20 protein-coding genes are annotated in these 20,400 nt (G+C 73.8%); 12 read left to right on the top strand and 8 right to left on the bottom strand.

Annotated features, from left to right (window positions below; translation table 11 throughout):
* Nucleotides 1-62 precede the first annotated feature (62 nt).
* The 5 genes from bioB to DN069_RS24785 all read left to right on the top strand — a co-directional run bounded on the left by bioB (nucleotide 63) and on the right by DN069_RS24785 (nucleotide 6,881).
* Complete coding sequence (bioB, locus tag DN069_RS24805) at nucleotides 63-1,133, top strand: biotin synthase BioB (protein ID WP_111504432.1); 1,071 nt, start codon at nucleotides 63-65, stop codon at nucleotides 1,131-1,133.
* A 20-nt stretch (nucleotides 1,134-1,153) separates the two neighbouring features.
* Nucleotides 1,154-2,446: an adenosylmethionine--8-amino-7-oxononanoate transaminase gene (locus tag DN069_RS24800; RefSeq protein WP_111504474.1), complete on the top strand. Its 1,293-nt coding sequence runs from the start codon at nucleotides 1,154-1,156 to the stop codon at nucleotides 2,444-2,446.
* A 158-nt stretch (nucleotides 2,447-2,604) separates the two neighbouring features.
* On the top strand, nucleotides 2,605-3,321 hold the full coding sequence (gene bioD / locus DN069_RS24795) for a dethiobiotin synthase (protein WP_111504430.1): 717 nt from the start codon (nucleotides 2,605-2,607) through the stop codon (nucleotides 3,319-3,321).
* Between the two features lie 195 nt (nucleotides 3,322-3,516).
* The gene (locus DN069_RS24790; protein ID WP_111504428.1) at nucleotides 3,517-4,293 is read left to right on the top strand and encodes an ABC transporter ATP-binding protein; all 777 of its coding nucleotides are present in this window, start codon (nucleotides 3,517-3,519) and stop codon (nucleotides 4,291-4,293) included.
* A gap of 17 nt (nucleotides 4,294-4,310) precedes the next feature.
* On the top strand, nucleotides 4,311-6,881 hold the full coding sequence (locus tag DN069_RS24785; RefSeq protein ID WP_111504426.1) for an ABC transporter permease: 2,571 nt from the start codon (nucleotides 4,311-4,313) through the stop codon (nucleotides 6,879-6,881).
* Here the strand turns inward: DN069_RS24785 and DN069_RS24780 are convergent.
* Together DN069_RS24780 and DN069_RS24775 are read right to left on the bottom strand one after the other, a co-directional pair.
* The gene (locus DN069_RS24780; RefSeq protein ID WP_133260035.1) at nucleotides 6,834-7,247 is read right to left on the bottom strand and encodes a hypothetical protein; all 414 of its coding nucleotides are present in this window, start codon (nucleotides 7,245-7,247) and stop codon (nucleotides 6,834-6,836) included. The genes DN069_RS24785 and DN069_RS24780 overlap by 48 nt on opposite strands.
* 47 nt (nucleotides 7,248-7,294) lie before the next feature.
* Nucleotides 7,295-7,717, bottom strand: coding sequence for a GNAT family N-acetyltransferase (locus DN069_RS24775; RefSeq protein ID WP_111504422.1), 423 nt, complete (start codon nucleotides 7,715-7,717; stop codon nucleotides 7,295-7,297).
* 104 nt (nucleotides 7,718-7,821) lie between these two features.
* Between DN069_RS24775 and DN069_RS24770 the strand changes: the two genes are divergently transcribed.
* Both DN069_RS24770 and DN069_RS24765 read left to right on the top strand, forming a co-directional pair.
* Nucleotides 7,822-9,000 (top strand): type ISP restriction/modification enzyme, encoded by a 1,179-nt coding sequence (locus DN069_RS24770; protein WP_111504420.1) that lies wholly within the window; start codon nucleotides 7,822-7,824, stop codon nucleotides 8,998-9,000.
* 144 nt (nucleotides 9,001-9,144) lie between these two features.
* On the top strand, nucleotides 9,145-10,287 hold the full coding sequence (locus DN069_RS24765) for an ROK family protein (protein ID WP_111504418.1): 1,143 nt from the start codon (nucleotides 9,145-9,147) through the stop codon (nucleotides 10,285-10,287).
* A gap of 13 nt (nucleotides 10,288-10,300) precedes the next feature.
* Here the strand turns inward: DN069_RS24765 and DN069_RS24760 are convergent, their stop codons facing one another.
* Nucleotides 10,301-11,143: an alpha/beta fold hydrolase gene (locus tag DN069_RS24760; protein ID WP_111504416.1), complete on the bottom strand. Its 843-nt coding sequence runs from the start codon at nucleotides 11,141-11,143 to the stop codon at nucleotides 10,301-10,303.
* An 89-nt stretch (nucleotides 11,144-11,232) separates the two neighbouring features.
* Between DN069_RS24760 and DN069_RS24755 the strand changes: the two genes are divergently transcribed.
* The gene (locus DN069_RS24755; protein ID WP_111504414.1) at nucleotides 11,233-12,126 is read left to right on the top strand and encodes a helix-turn-helix domain-containing protein; all 894 of its coding nucleotides are present in this window, start codon (nucleotides 11,233-11,235) and stop codon (nucleotides 12,124-12,126) included.
* On the opposite strand, the gene DN069_RS24750 is transcribed toward DN069_RS24755, so the two are convergent.
* From DN069_RS24750 to DN069_RS24740, 3 genes are all read right to left on the bottom strand, one after another.
* Nucleotides 12,060-12,779: a GntR family transcriptional regulator gene (locus tag DN069_RS24750; RefSeq protein WP_111504412.1), complete on the bottom strand. Its 720-nt coding sequence runs from the start codon at nucleotides 12,777-12,779 to the stop codon at nucleotides 12,060-12,062. The two genes, DN069_RS24755 and DN069_RS24750, sit on opposite strands and share 67 nt — an antisense overlap.
* Before the next feature lie 109 nt (nucleotides 12,780-12,888).
* On the bottom strand, nucleotides 12,889-13,368 hold the full coding sequence (locus DN069_RS24745; protein WP_111504410.1) for an SRPBCC family protein: 480 nt from the start codon (nucleotides 13,366-13,368) through the stop codon (nucleotides 12,889-12,891).
* A 17-nt stretch (nucleotides 13,369-13,385) separates the two neighbouring features.
* Nucleotides 13,386-13,823, bottom strand: coding sequence for a VOC family protein (locus DN069_RS24740; RefSeq protein ID WP_111504408.1), 438 nt, complete (start codon nucleotides 13,821-13,823; stop codon nucleotides 13,386-13,388).
* A 102-nt stretch (nucleotides 13,824-13,925) separates the two neighbouring features.
* On the opposite strand from DN069_RS24740, the gene DN069_RS24735 reads away from it, so the two are divergent.
* Entirely contained in the window at nucleotides 13,926-14,480 is a 555-nt protein-coding gene (locus DN069_RS24735; protein WP_111504406.1) for a gamma carbonic anhydrase family protein, read from the top strand.
* 10 nt (nucleotides 14,481-14,490) lie between these two features.
* Nucleotides 14,491-14,919, top strand: a complete 429-nt coding sequence (locus DN069_RS24730; protein WP_111504404.1) for an OsmC family protein — start codon at nucleotides 14,491-14,493, stop codon at nucleotides 14,917-14,919.
* 34 nt (nucleotides 14,920-14,953) lie between these two features.
* Here DN069_RS24730 and DN069_RS24725 read toward each other — a convergent pair whose 3' ends face one another.
* Both DN069_RS24725 and DN069_RS24720 read right to left on the bottom strand, forming a co-directional pair.
* Nucleotides 14,954-15,604 carry a response regulator transcription factor gene (locus tag DN069_RS24725; RefSeq protein ID WP_111504402.1) on the bottom strand — a complete coding sequence of 217 codons (651 nt, stop codon included), beginning with the start codon at nucleotides 15,602-15,604 and terminating at the stop codon, nucleotides 14,954-14,956.
* Nucleotides 15,556-17,085 (bottom strand): sensor histidine kinase, encoded by a 1,530-nt coding sequence (locus DN069_RS24720; RefSeq protein WP_111504400.1) that lies wholly within the window; start codon nucleotides 17,083-17,085, stop codon nucleotides 15,556-15,558. Before DN069_RS24720 ends, DN069_RS24725 begins: the two co-directional genes overlap by 49 nt.
* 196 nt (nucleotides 17,086-17,281) lie before the next feature.
* On the opposite strand from DN069_RS24720, the gene DN069_RS24715 reads away from it, so the two are divergent.
* Both DN069_RS24715 and DN069_RS24710 read left to right on the top strand, forming a co-directional pair.
* Nucleotides 17,282-17,989 (top strand): ABC transporter ATP-binding protein, encoded by a 708-nt coding sequence (locus DN069_RS24715; protein ID WP_207892254.1) that lies wholly within the window; start codon nucleotides 17,282-17,284, stop codon nucleotides 17,987-17,989.
* Nucleotides 17,986-20,373, top strand: coding sequence for an FtsX-like permease family protein (locus DN069_RS24710; protein WP_341538498.1), 2,388 nt, complete (start codon nucleotides 17,986-17,988; stop codon nucleotides 20,371-20,373). The genes DN069_RS24715 and DN069_RS24710 overlap by 4 nt, the downstream gene beginning before the upstream one ends.
* Nucleotides 20,374-20,400: the final 27 nt, after the last annotated feature.

The raw sequence follows: 20,400 nt of genomic DNA, 5'->3' as shown, positions 1-20,400 counted from the left end.
TGAGATGTTCTATCCGGTTCCCCTATGGCGGCGCTCGATCCCGGCAAGGCAGGATCGCCCCCATGGACCTGCTCGACACACTCGTCTCCAAGGCGCTCGACCGCGACATGCCCACTCGCGAGGAGGCCCTCGCCGTCCTCGCCACCACGGACGACGAGCTGCTCGACGTCGTCGCGGCCGCCGGCCGGGTGCGCCGGGCGTTCTTCGGCCGCCGCGTCAAGCTCAACTACCTGGTCAACCTGAAGAGCGGGTTGTGCCCGGAGGACTGTTCGTACTGCTCGCAGCGCCTCGGCTCCAAGGCCGAGATCCTCAAGTACACCTGGCTGAAGCCGGACCAGGCCGCGGCCGCCGCCAAGGCCGGCGTCGCGGGCGGCGCCAAGCGGGTCTGCCTGGTGGCGAGCGGGCGCGGCCCGACGGACAAGGACGTGGACCGGGTCACCGACACCATCGCGGCGATCAAGGAAGAGAACGAGCAGGTCGAGATCTGTGCGTGCCTGGGCCTGCTCTCCGACGGCCAGGCCGAGCGCCTGCGCGAGGCGGGCGTGCACGCCTATAACCACAACCTGAACACGTCCGAGGCCACCTACGAGGACATCTGCTCCACGCACGACTTCGCCGACCGGGTCGACACCGTGCAGAAGGCGCAGGCCGCCGGCCTGTCCGCCTGCTCCGGTCTGATCGCGGGCATGGGCGAGAGCGACAACGACCTGGTCGACGTCGTCTTCGCGCTGCGGGAGCTCGGCTCGGACTCGGTGCCGGTCAACTTCCTCATCCCGTTCGAGGGCACGCCGCTGGCGAAGGAGTGGAACCTCACTCCGCAGCGCTGCCTGCGCATCCTGGCGATGGTCCGGTTCTGCTTCCCGGACATGGAGGTCCGCATCGCGGGCGGCCGCGAGGTGCACCTGCGCTCACTGCAGCCGCTGGCGCTGCACCTGGCCAACTCGATCTTCCTCGGCGACTACCTCACCAGCGAGGGCCAGGCCGGCCAGGCCGACCTGGACATGATCGCCGACGCGGGCTTCGTGGTGGAGGGCTCCGACGAGGCCACCCTGCCGCGCGACCGTGAGCGCGAGCACGCCGACGTCGCCGTGCGGCGCCGCGGCGCGGGCACCGACCTGCCGCCGAACGCGTGACCTCCTTCCCTCCCGAGCCGATGGACGTCGACCGGCTGCTGGAGCTCGACCGCGCCCACGTCTGGCACCCCTACGGGGCGATGCCGGGCGCGGCCGAGCCCTACCCCGTCGTCTCGGCGAGCGGCGTCCGGCTGCGGCTGGCCCGCCCGGTCGAGGACCGGGACGAGCTGATCGACGGCATGTCCTCGTGGTGGTCCGCGATCCACGGCTACGGCCACCCGGTCCTCGACGAGGCGGTGCGCGACCAGCTCGGGCGGATGAGCCACGTGATGTTCGGCGGGCTCACCCATGAGCCCGCCGTGCGGCTGGCGGCCAAGCTGGTCGAGCTGACGCCCGAGCCGCTGCAGCACGTCTTCCTGGCGGACTCCGGCTCGGTCTCGGTCGAGGTCGCGGCCAAGATGTGCCTGCAGTACTGGCGTTCGCAGGGCCGCCCGGAGAAGCACCGGCTGCTGACCTGGCGCGGCGGCTACCACGGTGACACCTTCCAGCCCATGTCCGTGTGCGATCCCGAGGGCGGGATGCACCAGCTGTGGACCGGGGTGCTGCCGCGTCAGATCTTCGCCGACGTCCCGCCGGACGGCTTCGACGCCGAGCCGGACCCGGCCTACGTCGCGCATCTGGAGGAGCTGCTGGCCCGTCACGCCGCCGAGGCGGCGGCGGTGATCGTCGAGCCGGTCGTGCAGGGCGCGGGCGGCATGCGCTTCCACTCCCCCGGGTACCTGCGGGTGCTGCGGGAGTTGTGCGACGCGCACGACGTGCTGCTGGTCTTCGACGAGATCGCCACCGGCTTCGGTCGCACCGGCGCGCTCTTCGCCGCGGACCACGCGGGCGTCTCACCCGACGTCATGTGCGTCGGCAAGGCGCTGACGGGCGGTTACCTCACGCTGTCCGCCGCGCTCTGCACGACGCGCGTCGCGGAGGGCATCAGCCGGGGCGAGGTGCCGATCCTGGCGCACGGCCCGACGTTCATGGGCAACCCGCTGGCGACGGCGGTCGCCAACGCCTCCCTCGACCTGCTGCTGGGCCAGGACTGGCAGCGCGAGGTCAAGCGGATCGGCGACGGCCTGAACGCCGGCCTGGCCGGCGCGCGCGAGCTTCCCGGCGTACGGGACGTCCGGGTGCTGGGCGCGATCGGCGTCGTCCAGCTCGACCACGACGTCGACATGCGCGCGGCGACGGCGGCGGCCGCCCGGGAGGGCGTCTGGCTGCGCCCGTTCCGCGACCTCGTCTACACCATGCCGCCGTACGTCACCTCCGACGCGGACCTCGCCACGCTGTGCGCGGGCGTGCGCGCGGCGGCCGCCGCGGGCTAGGGCGCTGCCGCGCGGGCCACGGGACCCCGGGGGGACCCCCGTGGCGAGCCGCCGGACGGCCGGGAGCCGGCCCGGTTGGCCCCGCGCCGGGGCGGCGCGACGGTCACGGGACGCCGCTCGTGCCAACCCCTCCACCTACGAGAAAGCGAAACCGCAGCGTGAGCACCATCCTCCTCGTGACCGGCACGGGCACGGAAATCGGCAAGACCGTCACCACCGCGGCGGTCGCGGCGCTGGCCGCGGCCGACGGCCGCAAGGTCGCCGTGATGAAGCCCGCGCAGACGGGGATGGCCCCCGGCGAGCCCGGTGACCTGGCAGAGGTGCGGCGGCTCGCGGGCGAGCTGACCTTCAGCGAACTCGCGCGCTACCCGGAGCCGCTCGCCCCGGGCACGGCCGCGACCCGCGCGGGCATGCGGGCGATCACCCCCGCGGAGATCGCCGCGGAGGCCGCGCGCCTCGCGGAGACCCACGACCTGGTGCTGATCGAGGGCGCCGGCGGCCTCCTCGTCCGCCTCGACGCGCACGGCGCGTCCCTGGCGGACGTCCCGGCGGAGCTGGCCCCGCTGGGTCACGCCGCGGAGGCGCTGGTCGTGGTGACGGCGGGCCTGGGCACCCTCAACGTCACCGAGCTCACCGCGGAGGCCCTCCGCTCCCGGAACATCCCGCTGCGGGGCGTCGTCATCGGCGCGTGGCCGGCGGAGCCGGATCTCGCGATGCGCTGCAACGTCGCGGACCTCCCCCTCGTCGCCGACGCCCCGCTGCTGGGCGCCCTCCCGGAGGCGTGCGCGGGCCCGGAGGTGACCGCGGCAGCCTTCCTCCCGATCGCCCGCGCGGCGCTGGCCCCCACGCTGGGCGGCACCTGGGCAGCCGCCTAGGGGCGCGGGGCTCCGCCGATGTGCGGCTCCGCCGCTCGGGCGCGACCAGCAGAGCATTCGCTCCCGCAAGTCCCTGCACTACCTCAAGGGCTCGCGCCCACGCGGCGGAGACTCGCGCCCCTGAGGGCGCAACCCAGGGTCTGCTCGATCCTGCGGCGGATGCCGCGTGCCGAGGTCAGAACTAGGCTCGGCCGTATGGCGGCAAGTGGGGAGCCCGCGGCGCGGGGCGTCGCGCTGAGTAAGGCGTACGGGAGCGGTGACACCGCCGTGCTCGCGCTGGACCGGGTGGACGTGGAGATCGACGCCGGTCGGTTCACCGCGATCATGGGGCCGTCGGGGTCGGGGAAGTCGACCCTGATGCACTGCCTCGCGGGGCTGGACAAGCCCACCGCGGGGGAGGTGTGGGTCGGCGACACGGAACTGTCGCGCCTCGGCGACAAAGCGCTGACGCGGCTGCGGCGGGACCGGATCGGGTTCGTGTTCCAGGCGTTCAACCTGCTGCCGACGCTGACCGCCGAGGAGAACATCACGCTGCCCGGCGACATCGCGGGGCGCCGCGCGGACGGCGCCTGGCTGGCGCAGGTCGTGGAGACGCTGAACCTCGCGGACCGGCTGCGGCACCGGCCGCACGAGCTGTCAGGTGGGCAGCAGCAGCGCGTCGCCGTCGCGCGGGCGCTCGCCGCCCGGCCGCAGCTGATCTTCGCGGACGAGCCGACGGGGAACCTGGACTCGCGCTCCGGCGCCGAGGTCCTCGACTTCCTACGGCGCAGCGTGGACGAGCTCGGGCAGACCGTGGTCATGGTGACGCACGACCCGAACGCGGCCTCCTACGCCGACCTCGTGCTGTTCCTCGCCGACGGGCGGATCGTGGACCGGCTGGAGCGGCCGACCGCGGACGCCGTGCTGGAGCGGATGCGCCGCTTCGACGTGCGCGGCGGCAGACAGGTCACCCTGCCCGCCCCGGAAGACTGAGCGCGAGGGGTCCGGCGATGCTGAAGGCGACACTGCGCAGCTTCCTCGCCCACAAGGGCAGGCTCGCCCTGTCGCTGCTGGCGGTGCTGCTGTCCGTGGCCTTCGTCGCCGGGACGCTGATGTTCACCGACACCATCGGCTCGACCTTCGACCGGCTCTTCCGCTCGACCTCGGCGGACGTCAGCATCACCGCCCACAACGACGTCGCGGGGCGCAACGACCAGAACTTCTCCGGCACCGTCCCGACCGTCCCCGCCTCCCTCATCCCGCAGGTCGCGCATCTGCCCGGCGCCGCCGCCGTCAACGGGCGGGTCGCGCTGGCCGGGATCGTGCTGACGGACGCGAACAACAAGAGCATCGGGGCGATCGGCGGCGCGCCGACCATCGGGATCAACTGGAACCCAGGGCCGAACTCACCGGTCGATCTCACCTCCGGCACCGCGCCCACGGGCGACGGACACGTGGTCGTCGACGCGGACACCGTCAAGAAGCACCACCTCGCGCTCGGCCAGCCGCTGCACGTCATCGCGGCGACGGGCGGCTTCCCGGTGACGCTGTCCGGCATCGCGACGTTCAACACCACCAACCCGGGCGCGACGCTGGTCTTCCTGGACACCGGCACGGCGCAGCGGCGGCTGCTCGGGCACGAGGGCGTCTTCACCTCGATCGACCTCACCGCCGCGAAGGGGGTCACCCACGAGCAGCTGCGCGACCGGGTCGCACCCGTCGTCGGCAGCGCGTACGACGTGAAGACGGCGGAGCAGACCGCGAAGGACGCGGCGCAGACGCTCGGCACGTTCCTCTCCGTGATCAAGGACGCGCTGCTCGGCTTCGCGGGGATCGCGGTGCTGGTCGGGGTGTCGCTGATCCTCAACACCTTCTCGATGCTGGTGGCGCAGCGCACCCGTGAGCTCGGGCTGATGCGGGCGCTCGGGGCGAGCCGGGAGCAGGTGAACCGGTCCGTGCTGGTCGAGGCCGCCCTGCTGGGGCTGATCGGCTCGACGCTGGGGCTGGTCCTCGGCGTGGGTCTGGCGCTCGGGCTGATCAGGCTGATCGCGCGCGGCGGCATGGTGCTGAAGGGCAGTCAGCTGGCTGTCCACTGGCCGACGATCGTGGCCGCCTACGCGGTGGGGATCCTCGTCACCACCGTCTCCGCCTATCTGCCGGCCCGGCGCGCGTCGCGGATCTCCCCGATGGCGGCGCTCCGCGAGGCGGACACCCCGGAGCGCGGCGCACCGCTGCGGGTCCGCGCCGTCGTGGGGCTGGTCGTGCTGGCCGTGGCGGCGGGCCTGCTGGTGGGGGCGGCCACCGACCGGAATCTGGGGCAGGCCGGGATCCTGCTCGGCGGCGGCGTGCTGCTCAGCCTGGTCGGGCTGATCGTCCTCGGCCCGCTACTGGCCCGCCCGGTGATCCGGGCGATCGGCGGCTGGTTCCCGCGCGTCTTCGGGCCGGTCGGCACGCTCAGCCAGCGCAACGCGCTGCGCAACCCGCGCCGCACCAGCGCGACGGCCTCCGCGCTGATGATCGGGCTGGCGCTGGTCGCCTCCCTCTCCGTGGTCGGCTCCTCGATCGCCGCGTCCTTCGACGCCCAGATCGACAAGACCATCGGCGCGGACCTGATCGTGCAGAACAGCACCGGTCTGCCGTTCCCGAACGAGGTCGGCGACGCCGTCCAGGCCACTCCCGGCGTGGGCCTCGTCGTACGGGGGCAGGGCACGCGCGGCGCGCTCGTCGCGGCCGACGGCACGCAGAAGCGAACGGTCGTGGTGGGCACCGGCCCGGGGCTCGACAAGGTGGTGCGGATCCAGATGCGCTCCGGCAGCGTGGCCGCAGGCACCGCGCCCGGCCACGCCCTGATCGGCTCCAACTACGCCGACGCGCACGGCCTCCACCTCGGCAGCCCGGTCACGATCCTCTTCCAGAGCGGCCGCGTGGGCACGCTGACGGTCGGCGGGATCGACGTGACCGACACCAACCCAGGCGGGCTCGGCGACGAGCCGGTCGTCGCGTCCACGACGCTGCGTCAGTACGTGCCGGGCGCGCTGGACGACGTCGTCTTCGTGAACGTCGCGCCGGGCGCGAGCAAGGCACAGGTCAAGAGCGCGCTGACGACGGCTCTGGCCAAGGACCCGCAGGTGCAGGTGCGCGACCAGTCCGACTACAAGAAGCTGATCCGCGGCCAGATCGACCTGCTGCTCAACCTGATCTACGGGCTGCTGGCACTGGCCATCATCATCGCGATCCTGGGCGTGGTGAACACGCTCGCGCTCTCCGTCATCGAACGGACCCGGGAGATCGGGCTGCTGCGCGCGATCGGGCTCGGGCGCGCGCAGTTGCGGCGCATGGTGCGGCTGGAGGCCGTCGTGATCGCGCTCTTCGGGGCCGTGCTCGGCCTCGGGCTGGGTCTGGGCTGGGGGTTGGCGGCGCAGCGGCTGCTGGCAGCCAAGGGCCTGCAGTCGCTGGCCGTTCCGTGGGCCACGATCATCGCGGTCGTCGTCGGCGCCGCGGTGGTGGGCCTCCTGGCCGCGCTCGGCCCGGCACTACGTGCCTCGCGCCTCGACGTGCTCGACGCCATCGCCCACGAATAACCGGGGCGCCGGCACGGCCACCAGCGGAAGGCCGGCCGGCCGTGGGACATCGGCGGACGCGGTCTCACGCCCGCAATCAGCGCCCTCCGGGGCGTCGCCAGCCCGCGGCACGTCCTCGGCCGCGGGCGGCTCCGCACGGGCCAGCAGGCCCGGGAGCGAGAGGGCCAACTCCCAGAGGTCGTCGGCCTCCTCCCGCTCCGGATCGACGCCGTCGAGCAGCGGCTCGAAGCGCCGTGCCGCCCGCCAGAGCTCGTCCGGGACCGCCACGTCGCGCTCCCGCAGCTCGGCCAGGCGCGCCAGCAGCGCCCCGCCGACGGCCCGCAGCTCGGTCAGGGAGGGCGATGGGTCCGGAAGTTGAGCCTCCATGCTCTCGACCGTACGCCCCCGCACTGACAATCGACCCCTACGGTCCGTCAGGCGAGCGGCCGGACCCAGCGGCGCCAGTGCTCCTCGCGGCCGTATCCCGCCGAGGCCCACGCGGCCTGGCCCGTCTCGTTCTCGACGAGGACCATCGCGTCGGCGCGACGGCCGCCAGCGGCCAGGAAGCGCGCGTGTGCGGCGTCCAGCAGCGCGCGCGAGATGCCCTGCCGGCGGTGGTCGGGGTGGACGGCGAGCCGGTAGAGGCTGGCGCGCCAGCCGTCCCAGCCCGCGATGACCGTGCCCACGAGCTCTCCCCCGCGCTCGGCGAGGATCAGCGCCTCCCCGTCCCGTTCGATCAGCCGGGTGACACCGGCCGGGTCGTCGCTGATGCTCGTCCCCTCGGCGGCGACCTTCCAGAAGTCGAGCACGGCCAGGACATCGGCCGCCTCGGCGGTGCGTACGCGCAGTTCTCCCATGAGCCAAACCCAAGCAGCGGGACCCCGCCCCGCACGTCGAATTCCACCAGGCAAGACACCGGAGGCTCCGTCGGGCCCGACAGCGCTGCGCCTAGCATGTTCCCGTGGCCGATACGGGAGGGGACCAGACGCCGGCGTCCGTCGGGGACCTGCTGCCGTGGGCCGTGCGCGGGATACGGGCCGGGCGGGCGTGGGTGGTCGCCGCCGATCCTGAGGTGCTGGAGGAGCGTTGGCGGCGGCTGGCCACCGCGGACGCCGCCGAGCGGGCGGAGCTGTTCGAGCCGACGCGGGCGCGGACGCCCGACTCCGCCGTGGCGGGGCTGCCCGGTCGGCGGACCAGCACCTGGCGGCTGTCCCGGGTGCCCGGCGTGCAGCCGCCGCTCGTGCGGGTCCGCCACCGGCCGCTGGACCGCGCCTGGATGCTTGCCGACCGGAGGTTGCTGGACCAGGCGCGCCCCGAGCTCTGGCGCGCCGAGAGCACGCGGCAGCGCTACCTGCTGCTGCAGCCTGACGGCCAGCCGACCCCCGCGCCGCTCACCGTCGCCGCGGAGCTGCCCGTGGACCCGCGGGTGCGCGTGTTCCCGCTGCACCGGCGGCCGGACGGCCGCGAGCCGAACCTCGCACCCGGTCTGCTGCGCTTCCTGCGACGCGCCTACGCGACCGCTGTCGCGCCCGAGGACGTGCCGGCGTGGATCGCCGCGGTCTGCGCGCACGCCGACGCGCCACGCGACGCCGTGCCGCTGCCGCGCTCCGCCGCGGTCTGGGCCGAGGGCGTCGCGCTGGGGCGCCGCGTCATGGACCTGCACACCTTCGCCCACCCCGGCCTGCGCCTTCCCGACGGCCGACGGACCTTCATCCGCCTGCCCGTGGACCGGCAGCCGCAGGAGCTGGCCTACGACGCCGAGGAGGAGACGCTGGTTCTCGGCGAGGGCCGCCTCGCGCCGGTGGCCGCGTCGGCCTGGGCGGCGGAGCCGACGCTGCGGGAGTGGTTCGCCGACCGCACCGCGTTCCGCGGCGCCGCCAGCGGCACCCTCGGCGCGCTGGGCCTGACGGCGTGGCCGCAGCGGGCCACCAAGGAGCTGATCGAGCTGACCACCACGCTGGCCCTGCTCGCCGAGCTCGCGCCGCGGCAGCGCGCGCTCGCCGCCGACGGCGGGCCCTGGTTCACCCGTGCGGACCTGCGCGAAGCGGGCGTACTGCCCGCGCCGGACAGCGCCCGGCGTCCCGCCTCGGTGCTCGACCGCCTGGAGGAGGGCCCAGAGGGCCAGTACGCGCTGCTCTGACCGCCTCCCCCAGTGTTGCCGTTTGATACCGAAGCCCCGACTGAGCTGCGATGACGCTCGCCGAGCGCTCATTCGCCCGGCTACCATCCGCCATACGTCGAAAGGGACGTCGAGACGGATCCGGGAAGCACGGAAGGACCGAGCGTGGCGCAGCTCACCGGTGGTGATTCCTCACTGCTGCGGCGGATCAACTCCGCGGTGACGCTGCGGGCGCTGCGCGACGGAGCCGTGCTGACGCTCACCCAGCTGGTGGGCGGCACAGGGTTGTCCCGGCCCACCGTCGAGGGCGTGATCGAGGGCCTGATCGAGTCGGGCCTGGTCGCCGAGGTCGAGCCGGCCGAGGAGGGCGTGCGGCAACGCGGCCGTCCGGCGCGCCACTTCCGCTTCCGGGCCGAGGCCGGACACCTGCTCGGTATCGAGATCGGCACCCACGGCGCCCGCGCGATCGTCTCCGACCTGCGGGGTCGCACGCTGGGCGCCTACGGGCGTCCGATCGACGAGACGACCGGGGCGGACGAGCGGCTCTCCCTGGTCCGGGCGACCGTCGCGGAGCTGCTGCGGACCGGCGGGATCTCCCGTGAGTCGCTGTGGGCCGTCGGTGTCGGCACACCCGGCGTCGTGGACGCCGAGGGCGTCGTCAAGCTCGGTACGGCGCTGCCGGGGTGGACCGGCCTCGACCTCGCCAACCGGCTGCGCCGCTCGTTCCGCTGCCCGGTGCTGGTCGAGAACGACGCCAACCTGGCCGCGATCGGCGAGCACTGGAAGGGCGCGGCCGTCGGCAAGGGCGACGTGGTCTTCGTCCTCGCCGGCCTGAGCCCCGGCGCGGGCTCCCTGATCGACGGCCGCCTGCACCGCGGCTTCGGCGGCGCGGCGGGCGAGATCGGCAGCCTTCACCTGCTCGGTCAGGAGGACGAGCCCTCGCAGCTGCTCTCCACGACGGAGAGCAAGCTTCGCGATCCGCTCGACGAGGCGGCGGTGGCCCGGGTCCTCAGCCTCGCCCAGCAGGGCGACCACGTGGCGATGGACGTCCGCGACCGTTTCGTCGCGCGGCTGGTGCGCGACGTCGCGGCGCTGGTGCTGGCCATGGACCCGCAGATCGTCGTGATCGGCGGCTGGGCGAGCGGCCTCGACGGCGTCGTGGAACCCCTGCGCCGCCAGCTGAGCCGCCTGTGCCTGCGCCCGCCGGAGGTCCAGCTCGCCGCGCTGGGCGACGCCGCGATCGCGATCGGCGCGGTCAAGCTGGCCTTCGACCACGCGGAGAAGCAGCTCTTCTCGGTCGAGCAGTGACCTGACCGGCCCCTCAGCCCTGTGGTGAGGCGTGTTCCGTGAGGAAGGCGAGCAGGCGCGTCAGGGTGCGCTCCGGGTCCTCCAGCATCGGCGAGTGACCGAGGCCCGGCATCGGGTCCACCGTGGCCCCGGGCACCGCCGCGTAGTCGGCGAAGCGGGCCGGCTGCCAACGGCGGTCCTCCGCGCCGTACAGGACCAATAGCGGCAGGCCGAGAGCGGTCAGCCGGGCAGGGGCCGGGCGCTGCCTCAGGTACGCCTCCGCGCCGAGCGAGGTCGCGACGGTCCCGTGCAGGGTCATGCCCCGCAGGTCGTCGACGATCTCCTGCGGGATCGCATAGCCGGGGCGGCTGAACGCGGTGCTGAGCGCCTTGCGGATCAGGCCGTCGGTGCGGAGTCGCCACACCAGCGCGCCGATGCCCGGGGCCAGCACGAGCCGTCCGGCGAGTCCGTTCGAGACGAAGGCGTCCAGCGCCGGACCGGTGTCGATGAGCGCCAACGCGCCGACGAGGCCCGGACGTTCCTCGGCGAGGGAAGTCAGCACCAGCCCGCCGGTGGAGTGGCCGATCCCGGCGACGCGCGCCACGCCGAGCCGGTCCAGCACCTCGCCGACGCGGCGCCCGTGCTCCACGAGCCCGTAGCCGGGGCCGTCGGGCCGGGCGGAGCGGCCGTGCCCGAGCAGGTCGATCCGGACGACGCGGTGACGCGCGGCCAGGTCCGGCACGACAGCGTCCCACCAGCGCGTCGAGCCGCCGAGCCCGTGGACGAGAGCGAGCGCCGGGGCGTCGCGCGGGCCGTCCTGACGGACGTGGATGTCCCCTCCCGCGCAGGGGAGCAGCAGGTCCTCTGTGGTCGTCATGCGCCCACGGTCCCGCGCGTGCCCGGACGGCGTCTTGGACAAATGTTCCGCCCTGTCCGCCGCCTGCCCCGTGTCCGTAGCATCGAAGGATGAAACCCGTATGGGACGTGGTGAGCCCGGCGCGACCCACCGGGCTGCCCGGGGTGGTGCTGGCGGGCTTCCGCGACGGCGGGGCGGCGTCGGTCGGGCAACGGGTGATCCCGCATCCGTCGGTGATGCTGGCGCTGGACTTCGGCCCGGGCTCTCCCGTCGTGACCGATGCGGCAGGGCATGAGCTGCGCGGCAGTGTCGTCGCCGGGCCGGGGTTGGGGTTCGGCGGCTCGGTGTGGGTGCGCGGCGCGGGCGTGGAGTGCGTGCAGGTCCGCCTCTCGCCGTTGCTCGCCGGCGCGGTGCTGGGCGTGCCCGCGGTCGAGTTGGACGGCGTCGTGGCGCTGGAGGACGTGTGGGGCCGGGAGACGGCGCGGATCCGCGAGCGGCTGGCCGAGACCTCGTCCTGGGCGGAGCGCTTCGCGCTGGCCGAGACGCTGCTCGAACGCAGGTGCGCGGAACGGGTGTTGGTCGACCCGGAGGTCGCGTGGGCGTGGCGACGGATCCTCGTGGGCGGCGGGCGGCTGCGCGTCGAGACGCTGGCGGACGAGGTGGGCTGGAGCCGCAAGCGGCTGTGGTCGCGGTTCCGGGCACAGGTGGGGCTGCCGCCGAAGCGCGCCGCGCAGCTCGTCCGCTTCGACCGGGCGGTCCACCGCCTGGTCGCAGGTGAGGTCGCGGCCCGCGTCGCGGCCGAGGGCGGCTACGCCGACCAGTCCCACCTGCACCGCGACGTGGCGGCCTTCGCCGGGACCACTCCCACGGCCGTGGCCCGCGAGCCGTGGCTGGCGGTCGACGACGTGGCCTGGCCCGGGGAGGGCGGCACCGGCGGTCAGGACGCGGCGCGGACCTCCACGCCCGTGTCGCCGAAGGTCAGCTTGCAGGTGTCGGCGCGGTAGGTGGAGGTGGCGACGGCCAGCGTGCCGGACTCACCGGCGTAGCGGGCGGTGAGCACCAGGACGGGGATGCCCGGCGGGCGCTCCAGCAGGCGGGCCTGCTCCTCCTCGGCGACGCCGAGCTCGACCGCGCGGGACTCGCCCTCGATCGGCAGGGCCTGGAACTGCTTGAGCACGGCGCGCGCCCGGCTGGACTCCGCGAGGAAGCCGGGGACGTGCGGCATGACCCGGACGGGGACGAACAGCGTCTCGGTGCCCACGGCCTGACCGGCCATCATGCGGACCCGGCGGACGGTGTGGACCTCGTCCGTCGCGTCGAGCCCGAGCGTCGCGGCGACCGCAGCGGGGGCGGGGCCCAGGCCGCAGTCGACGATGCGCCAGGTGTCGCGGCTGGAGGCCTCCGCGACGGGAATGCCCATGCGCGGCGCGGCGATCAGCGTGCCGATACCGCGGCGACGGACCAGGCGGCCCTCGAGTTCGAGCTGGTCGAGGGCCTGACGCAGGGTCGCGCGGGCGACGCCGAAGCGGGCGGCGAGGTCGCGCTCGTTGGGGAGCACCTCGCCGGTGCTGAACTCCTGGTCGATGGTGCGGACCAGAACCGTGCGCAGTTGCCAGTACTTCGGCTCCGGTACCGCCTCGGTCGCTGTGGTCCCCACCCTGGCCTCCGCCTGTGTGCGCCGCCCTGCTGACAGGGGCGTGATTACGATCCCTTATTTATTAAAGGACGTTGCGATATGGCGACCATAGGGGCAGCCGTGCCATTGGTCAAGACCAATGGCGGAGCCCCAGGTGGCGGGCCAGTCCGGCGCGGCCGGCGCGCATCATCCAGGCGTGATTCGCCCGAAATGCCGGTCTTCCGGGCAGGGCGAGGAGCCGCATCAGCGGCTTGTGCACCTCGACGTCCTCGTCGAAGACGGCGACGGTCCGGCCGCCGCCGTCCCGGCTGACCGTCCAGCGGGTGACCCCGGCGAGGTCGCCGGTGAGCCGAGCCTCCAGCACCCCGGCGTCGGGGTCGTGGCGCGCGGCGAACGCGGTGACCTGGAGCTCGTACGGGAGCAGCGAGCGGAACCGCATCCGCCCGCTGTCGTCCGTCAACTGCTGGACCTCGAGGATCTGCGGCCACCACCGCGGGTAGACCAGCGGGTCGGCCAGCACCTCGAAGACCCGCTGGTACGCGGCGGGAAGCTCCCAACGGGTGGAGAAACGGTAGCGATGCAGCTCAGCCTGACGGGAGAGAAGGCCCATACCGCCAGTGTCGGCCCTCAGGCCGGCATCTCGACGCGCCCGTCGCCCGTGAGCGTGAAGCCGGGAGCGTGCACGAGCTCCCACAGGTGGCCGTCCGGGTCGGCGAAGTAGCCGCTGTAGCCGCCCCATTCGGCGGTCACCGGCGCCTTGACCAGGTCCGCGCCCGCCTCCAGGGCGAGGGCCATGGCGGCGTCGACCTCCTCCCGGCTGCCCAGGTTGACGGCCAGGGTGACCTCGCGGAACACCGGCTCCCCGCCCTCGGGCACGCCCGCGTCGGCGGCCAGCGCCTCGGTCGGGAAGAGGCCCAGCGTGGCCCCGGCCGTCCGGAACCAGGCGATGGTGCCGGGCTGCGAGGTGGAGGACATCGGCCAGCCGAGCGCCTGGTAGAAGGCGACGCTGCGCTCCAGGTCGGTGACGCCGAGCGTGACGACGCTGATCGCGGCAGGAAGAGTCATACCGCGAGCCTAAGCAGGGGGCGGCCGGGAATCGTGGTGCGACATGGGGCAGGATCGGGCAGGCACGACCGCGCGCCATCGCCCGTCCGTAAGGGAGCCCTCATGACCCAGTCCCCCGCACCGCTGATCCCCGCCCCTCTCGTCGCAGCCGTCGCCGGACGGACGCCCGAGGTCAGCGACACGGCGTTCGTCGCCGTCAACGCCACCGTGCTGGGCGACGTGAAGCTGGCCGCCGGCGCGAGCGTCTGGTACGGGGCGGTGCTGCGCGGCGACTGCGAGTCGATCAGCATCGGCCCCGACAGCAACGTCCAGGACAACTGCTCCGCGCACGCGGACTTCGGCTTCCCGGTCCAGGTCGGCGCGCGGGTCTCGGTCGGGCACAACGCCGTGCTGCACGGCTGCACGGTCGAGGACGACTGCCTGATCGGCATGGGCGCCACCGTCCTGAACGGCGCGACCATCGGCGCGGGCTCGCTGGTGGCGGCGAACGCGCTCGTGCCGCAGGGCATGCAGGTGCCGCCGGGCTCGCTGGTCGCGGGCGTGCCGGCCAAGGTGCGCCGCGAGCTCACGGACGAGGAGCGGGCGCACCTCAAGCTGAACTCCGAGTGGTACGTCGCGCTCGCGGCGCAGCACCGGGACATCCGCCCGGTGGCATAGTGTCGGGTCCATGAGCGACGACACCCTGCGTTCCGTCCGGATCGAGCGCACCGGCACGGGCCGGTACACCGCAACCAATGTCCGCGGCGGCAGCATCACCTTCGGCTCGACGGGCGACGCCGACTTCACCCCCGTGGAGCTGCTCCTGGCCGCGATCGGCGGCTGCACGGCGATCGACGCCGACGTGGCGACCAGCCGGCACGCGGAGCCGGTGGAGTTCGCCGTCTCCGTCCAGGGTGACAAGGTCAGCGACGAGGACGGCCAGCACATGACGAACCTGGCCGTCACCTTCCACGTCACCTTCCCCGAGGGCGAGGCCGGGGACCGGGCCCGCACCATCCTGCCGCGCGCCGTGAAGACCTCCCACGACCGGCTGTGCACCGTCAGCCGCACGGTGGAGCTGGGCACGCCGGTCACCTCGACGGTCGAGGGCGCCTGACCGTCCGTCAACCACGGGCTGACTCAGGAACGGCTCAGGCGTCCTGGTTCAGGAAGGCCAGCACCGCCAGCACGCGGCGGTTGTCGTCGTCGGAGGGCTGCAGGTCCAGCCGGACGAAGATCGAGGCGGTGTGCTTGGCCACCGCCCGTTCGGTGATGACCAGTTGCTGCGCGATCGCGGCGTTCGAGCGGCCTTCCGCCATCAGGGCCAGCACCTCGCGCTCGCGCGGGGTGAGCGTGGCGACGGGACCGGCGGCGGCGTTGTGGGTGAGCAGCCGGCCGATCACCTCCGGGTCCATGGCCGTGCCGCCGGCGGCCACCCGGTGCACCGCGTCGATGAACTGGGTGCCGTCCAGGACCCGGTCCTTGAGCAGGTAGCCGACTCCGCCGCTGCCGTCGGCCAGCAACTCCCGGGCGTAGAGCTGCTCGACGTACTGGGAGAGCACCAGCACCGGGAGACCGGGGAGCTCCTGACGGGCGGTCAGCGCGGCTCGCAACCCTTCGTCGGTGAAGCTGGGCGGCAGCCGGACGTCGACCACCGCGACGTCCGGACGGTCCGCGCGCAGCGCCTGCAGCAGTTCCTCGCCGCTCTCCACCGCCGCCGTGACCTCAATGCCGTGCGCCTGCAACAGGCGGGTCAGGCCGTCGCGGAGGAGGAAGAGGTCTTCGGCGATGGCGACGCGCAAGGGATCTCCAGACTCGCGATGGTGGGACCGCCGACCGGGCTGCTGACGGCCAGGACCCCGTCGAAGGAGGCCAGCCTGCGCTCGATGCCGCGCAGCCCGCTCCCCCGGGTCGGGTCGGCCTCGCCGCGCCCGTCGTCGGCGACGACGATCCGCAGCACGTTTTCATTTGGTCCAGCGTCAGTATGGCCGATCTCGATCCAGGCGCGCCGGGCCTGGGCGTGCTTGACGGTGTTGGCCAGCAGCTCGTTGACCGCGAAGTAGGCCGCCGACTCCACCGCCTGCGGCGGGCGGGCGTCCAGCTCGCCGCTCACCTGGACCTGCAGCGGCAGGTCCAGGGCCAACGCCTGGACCGCGTCGACCAGCCCGCGGTCGGCCAGCACCGGCGGGTGGATGCCACGGACCAGGTCCCGCAGTTCGACCAGCGCCTTCGCCGAGGTGACCTTGGCCTCCGTCACCAGCGCGCGGGCCGCGCCCGGGTCGGTCTCGAAGAGCTGCTCGGCGGCGTTGAGGGCCATGCCCAGGGCGACCAGCCGGGCCTGCGCGCCGTCGTGCAGGTCGCGCTCGATGCGGCGCAGTTCGGCGGCGTTGTGGTCGATGGTCTCGGCGCGCGTCTCCGACAGGTGCTGCACCCGGGCGACCAGTTCCCCCTGCCGGGAGGGCCCGAGCAGCGCGTGGGCGGCGCGCGCGTGCAGGTCGAGGACGACGGGCGCGCCCCAGAGGACCAGGGCCGGGGACATCATCAGGGCCAGGCCGTAGAGGACCGCCGGCTTGGCGAACTCGCCGTTCGGGCCGAGCTGGTCGAACAGCCATGGGGAGAGCACCAGCAGGCCGAGGCCGAGCACCATGACGACGCCGCTGACCAGCGCCCAGGCGACGTCCCGCCACAGCGCCGGGTCCGTCACCCAGCCCAGCGCCGCGGCGCGGGAGCGAACCCACCGGGGCTGCGACCCGGAGTCCGGCAGCCGACGGTAGGGGTCGCGGACCGGGGTCCCGGACCAGCGCCCGACGACGCGCCGCTGCTCGGAAGCGACCCAGCGGGCGCCGAACACGCCGACCACGACCATGAACGGCGCGAAGAGCACCAGCCCGTGGTTCCCGCCCGGGGTGTCACCGTGATAAAGCAACGCGGATGCGAGGGACATCAGGCCGGGCAGCGTGAGCACCGCTCCAGCCGCCCGGCCGCGTCCGCCGCTGGCCCAGGAGAGGCCCCACACCAAACAGGGCACCATCGTGACCAGCAGCCCGAAGTAGACGTGCAGGTGGTCGCTGGGCGAGTTGTGCGTCCGGTCCATCAGGTGGTGTGCCAACAGCAGCGGCCCGCCGGCCAGCGCCACCAGCCCGGCGAAGGTGAGCGCCAGCAGGTAGGTGAGCCGGAACGGAGCCAGCAGCGAGCGGGCGAGCCACCCCCCGGGCGTGTCGGCGGGAACGACAAGGGGTACGGCGACGGCACGGCCGCGCTCGGAGCCCGGAGTTGGGTTCATGGTCGCTCTCCACGATTCGGTGATGATCGCCGCTCAGTCTGCCCACGCACCGACCCGCCCGTCGTTGGGCCTGGACACCGGAGACGGGGTGTACCTGGATACACCCCGCACCCACCGTCCAACCGTATGTCGCCCCTGACGTGCTGATTCGTAGGTTCGGTTCCCGTCAACGAAAACCGTCTGCCCCGGAGGACCCGTGTCCGCGCCGATCATCGAGATCCGCGACGTCAGCAAGACCTACGACGCGTCAGAAGCCCGTCCCGCCCTCGCCGACTTCTCCCTGGAGGTCGCGCCCGGCGAGGCGCTCGCCGTACTGGGACCGTCCGGCAGCGGCAAGTCCACGCTGCTGAACCTGATCGCCGGGCTGGACCGGCCGAGCCGGGGCTCCGTGCGAGTGGCCGGAACCGCCGTGCACGAGCTCGGCGAGGCGGGCCTGGCCGGCTACCGGCGCGAGCAGATCGGCATGGTCTTCCAGTTCTTCAACCTGCTCGACGACCTGACCGTCGAGGACAACGTGCTGATCCCCGCCCAGTTGGCGGGCGTCTCCCGCGCCGAGGCCCGCGAGCGCGCGAACGGGCTGCTGACGCGGCTCGGGATCGCCCGCCACGCCCGCGCCTACCCCGGCGCGCTCTCCGGAGGTCAGCGCCAGCGCGTCGCCGTGGCGCGCGCCCTGATGAACAACCCGCCGCTGCTGCTGGCCGACGAGCCGACCGGCGCGCTGGACAGCGCCTCCGCCGCCGAGGTGCGCGAACTGCTGGGTGCCCTGGTCGCCGAGGGCCGCACGCTGGTGCTGGTCACCCACGACACGGCGCTGGCCGCGCAGTGCGCCACCCGGATCATCGAGCTGGTCGACGGCCGGCTGGCCCGCGACGTCCGCAACTCCCCGGTGGCGGTGGCCCGGTGAGTCGTCAGGACAAGGGCGGACGCAAGGGCCCCCTGAGCCGGATCGTGCGGGCCGGCGTCGGCAGGAAGCGCGTGCAGACCCTGGTGATGACGCTGACGACGATGACCGCCGTCACCGCGTCCGTCCTGGCCGGCGGGCTGCTGCTCGACTCGCAGGGCCCGTACCAGCGCGCCTTCGACGCGCAGCACGGCGCGCACCTGTCCGCGGACTTCTCGGGCGCGACCGTGGACGCCGGGCAGCTCACCGCCACCGCGCACGCCACGGGCGTGACGCAGACCGCCGGCCCGTACGCGACACTGACGCTGCACCCGCGCGTCGCCGCGGGCAACCACTTCATGCCCGCGGGCGACCCGCTGGGCGCGATGACCGTCGTCGGGCGTCCGATCGACGGCCCGCTGGACGACCTGCGGGTCACCGTGGGCCGCTGGGTCGACGGCCCCGGCGAGATCGTGCTGCCGGACGGCGACTCGCCGCTGGCCGTGGGCGACAAGATGGTCGTCCCGAACGCGCCGGGGCACCCGACGCTGACCGTCGTGGGTCTGGCCGCGTCCGTGACCGCGACCGCGGACGGCTGGGTCGCGCCACAGGAGATCCCCGCGCTGACCCCGTCGGGCGCCGTCCCCGACCGGCAGATGCTCTACCGCTTCGCCCACGCGGGCACCCGGACGGAGGTCGAGGCCGACCACGCCGCGATCGCCTCGGCTCTCCCGGCCGGGGCCGTGCTGAGCTCCACCTCCTACCTCGACGTCGAGGTGGACGCCAATCGCAACTCGGCGACCTTCGTGCCGTTCCTGGTGGCCTTCGGGGTGCTGGGGCTGCTCATGTCGCTGCTGGTCATCGGCGTGGTGGTGAGCGGCGCGGTGACCGCGGGGCGGCGCCGGATCGGCATCCTCAAGTCCCTGGGCTTCACCCCCTCCCAGGTGGTGCGCGCCTACCTCGGGCAGGCGCTGATCCCCGCCGGGGTCGGCGCGGTCGGGGGCGTGCTGCTCGGGAACCTGCTCTCGATCCCGATCATGGGCGTCGCCGACAAGGCGCTGCACAGCGTCACGCTGGGCGTCCCGTTCTGGCTGGACCTGGTCGTGCCGCTGGTGACCCTGGCGGCCGTGGCCGGTGCGGCGCTGATCCCCGCCCGGCGGGCCGGTCGGCTGCGCACGATCGAGGCGCTGGCCGTGGGCCGCACCGAACAGGCCGGACGGTTCGGCCGCAGTGCACACGGTTTCGCCTCCCGGCTGCCGCTCCCCCGCTGGCTCACCCTCGGGCTCGCCCTGCCGTTCGGGCGTCCTGCCCGTTCGGTCACCACGGTGGCGGCCGTCGTGCTCGGCACCATCGGCGTCACCTTCGGCATCGGCCTCGCCCTGTCGCTCAACCAGGTGGAGCAGGGCCTGAGCCAGCAGATGCCGGGCTCGGTGCAGGTGATGCCGTTCCCCGCACCCGGGAGCAGTACCAAACCGCGCCTGGTCACGATGGCGGACCTGGACGCGGCGGGCCGCGCGATCGCCGCGCAACCCGGCACGGCGGGCTCGGCCGAGATGTCCTTCGCCCATGCCGGCGTCGCCGGGAAGACGGGGCAGACCCAGATCGTGACCTACCAGGGCGACTCGGCCTGGGCCGCGATGCAGCTGGTCTCCGGCCGCTGGTTCACCGGCCCCGGCGAGGCCGACGTGCCGCTGGCGTTCCTGACCGCCTACGGCGCCCACGTCGGCGACACCGTGACACTCACCTCGGGCGGCCACGGCGCACCGGTGAAGATCGTCGGCGAGGTGCTGTCGCTCCACAACGAGCTGCTGACGGACGCGGGTTCGCTCGACCCGCTGGCCCTGCCGCTGGTGCCCGACAGCCGGTTCTTCAGCATCGACCTCAGGCCCGGCACGGATCCGGTCGCGTACAGCGACAGCCTCAACCACGCGCTCGCGCCCTACGGGCTCACGGCGATGCCGAACCCGCCGCACATCAACCTGGTCGTGATCTCGATGGACACCCTGGCCACCATCCTCACGCTGATGCTGGTCGTCGTCGCGGGCCTCGGCGTGCTCAACACGGTGCTGCTGGACACCCGCGAACGGGTCCACGACCTGGGCGTGCTCAAGGCGCTGGGCCTGAAGCCGCGGCAGACGGTCGGGATGGTGCTGGCCTCCGTCACGCTCACCGGGCTGCTGGCGGGCACGGTCGGCGTCCCCCTCGGCATCCTGCTCCAGCGCACCGTGCTCCCCGCGATGGCGGGCGCGGCCGGCACCGAGGTCCCCGGCGTCGACCTCGACGTCTTCCACGCGCCCCTGGTGGCCGGCCTGCTGGTCGGCGGCCTGCTCCTGGCCACGCTCGGCGCGCTCGCCCCGGCGAGCTGGGCGGCCCGTGCCCGGACCGCCACGGCCCTGCGCACGGAGTGAGACCTCGCGCGTAGGCGCGGAAGGGGC

The organism is Streptacidiphilus pinicola (assembly GCF_003258295.1).
Taxonomy (GTDB): Bacteria; Actinomycetota; Actinomycetes; order Streptomycetales; family Streptomycetaceae; genus Streptacidiphilus; species Streptacidiphilus pinicola.
The sequence above is the reverse complement of the archived record's forward strand: the minus strand, read 5'-3'. Positions and strand labels throughout refer to the sequence as shown.

Bases quoted from the DNA above. Each gene is read 5' to 3' on its own strand.
- bioB (WP_111504432.1), top strand. From the start codon at position 63: ATGGACCTGCTCGACACACTCGTCTCCAAGGCGCTCGACCGCGACATG.
- DN069_RS24800 (WP_111504474.1), top strand. From the start codon at position 1,154: ATGGACGTCGACCGGCTGCTGGAGCTCGACCGCGCCCACGTCTGGCAC.
- DN069_RS24790 (WP_111504428.1), top strand. From the start codon at position 3,517: ATGGCGGCAAGTGGGGAGCCCGCGGCGCGGGGCGTCGCGCTGAGTAAG.
- DN069_RS24785 (WP_111504426.1), top strand. From the start codon at position 4,311: ATGCTGAAGGCGACACTGCGCAGCTTCCTCGCCCACAAGGGCAGGCTC.
- DN069_RS24780 (WP_133260035.1), bottom strand. From the start codon at position 7,247: ATGGAGGCTCAACTTCCGGACCCATCGCCCTCCCTGACCGAGCTGCGG.
- DN069_RS24775 (WP_111504422.1), bottom strand. From the start codon at position 7,717: ATGGGAGAACTGCGCGTACGCACCGCCGAGGCGGCCGATGTCCTGGCC.
- DN069_RS24760 (WP_111504416.1), bottom strand. From the start codon at position 11,143: ATGACGACCACAGAGGACCTGCTGCTCCCCTGCGCGGGAGGGGACATC.
- DN069_RS24755 (WP_111504414.1), top strand. From the start codon at position 11,233: ATGAAACCCGTATGGGACGTGGTGAGCCCGGCGCGACCCACCGGGCTG.
- DN069_RS24745 (WP_111504410.1), bottom strand. From the start codon at position 13,368: ATGGGCCTTCTCTCCCGTCAGGCTGAGCTGCATCGCTACCGTTTCTCC.
- DN069_RS24740 (WP_111504408.1), bottom strand. From the start codon at position 13,823: ATGACTCTTCCTGCCGCGATCAGCGTCGTCACGCTCGGCGTCACCGAC.
- DN069_RS24735 (WP_111504406.1), top strand. From the start codon at position 13,926: ATGACCCAGTCCCCCGCACCGCTGATCCCCGCCCCTCTCGTCGCAGCC.
- DN069_RS24730 (WP_111504404.1), top strand. From the start codon at position 14,491: ATGAGCGACGACACCCTGCGTTCCGTCCGGATCGAGCGCACCGGCACG.
- DN069_RS24720 (WP_111504400.1), bottom strand. From the start codon at position 17,085: ATGAACCCAACTCCGGGCTCCGAGCGCGGCCGTGCCGTCGCCGTACCC.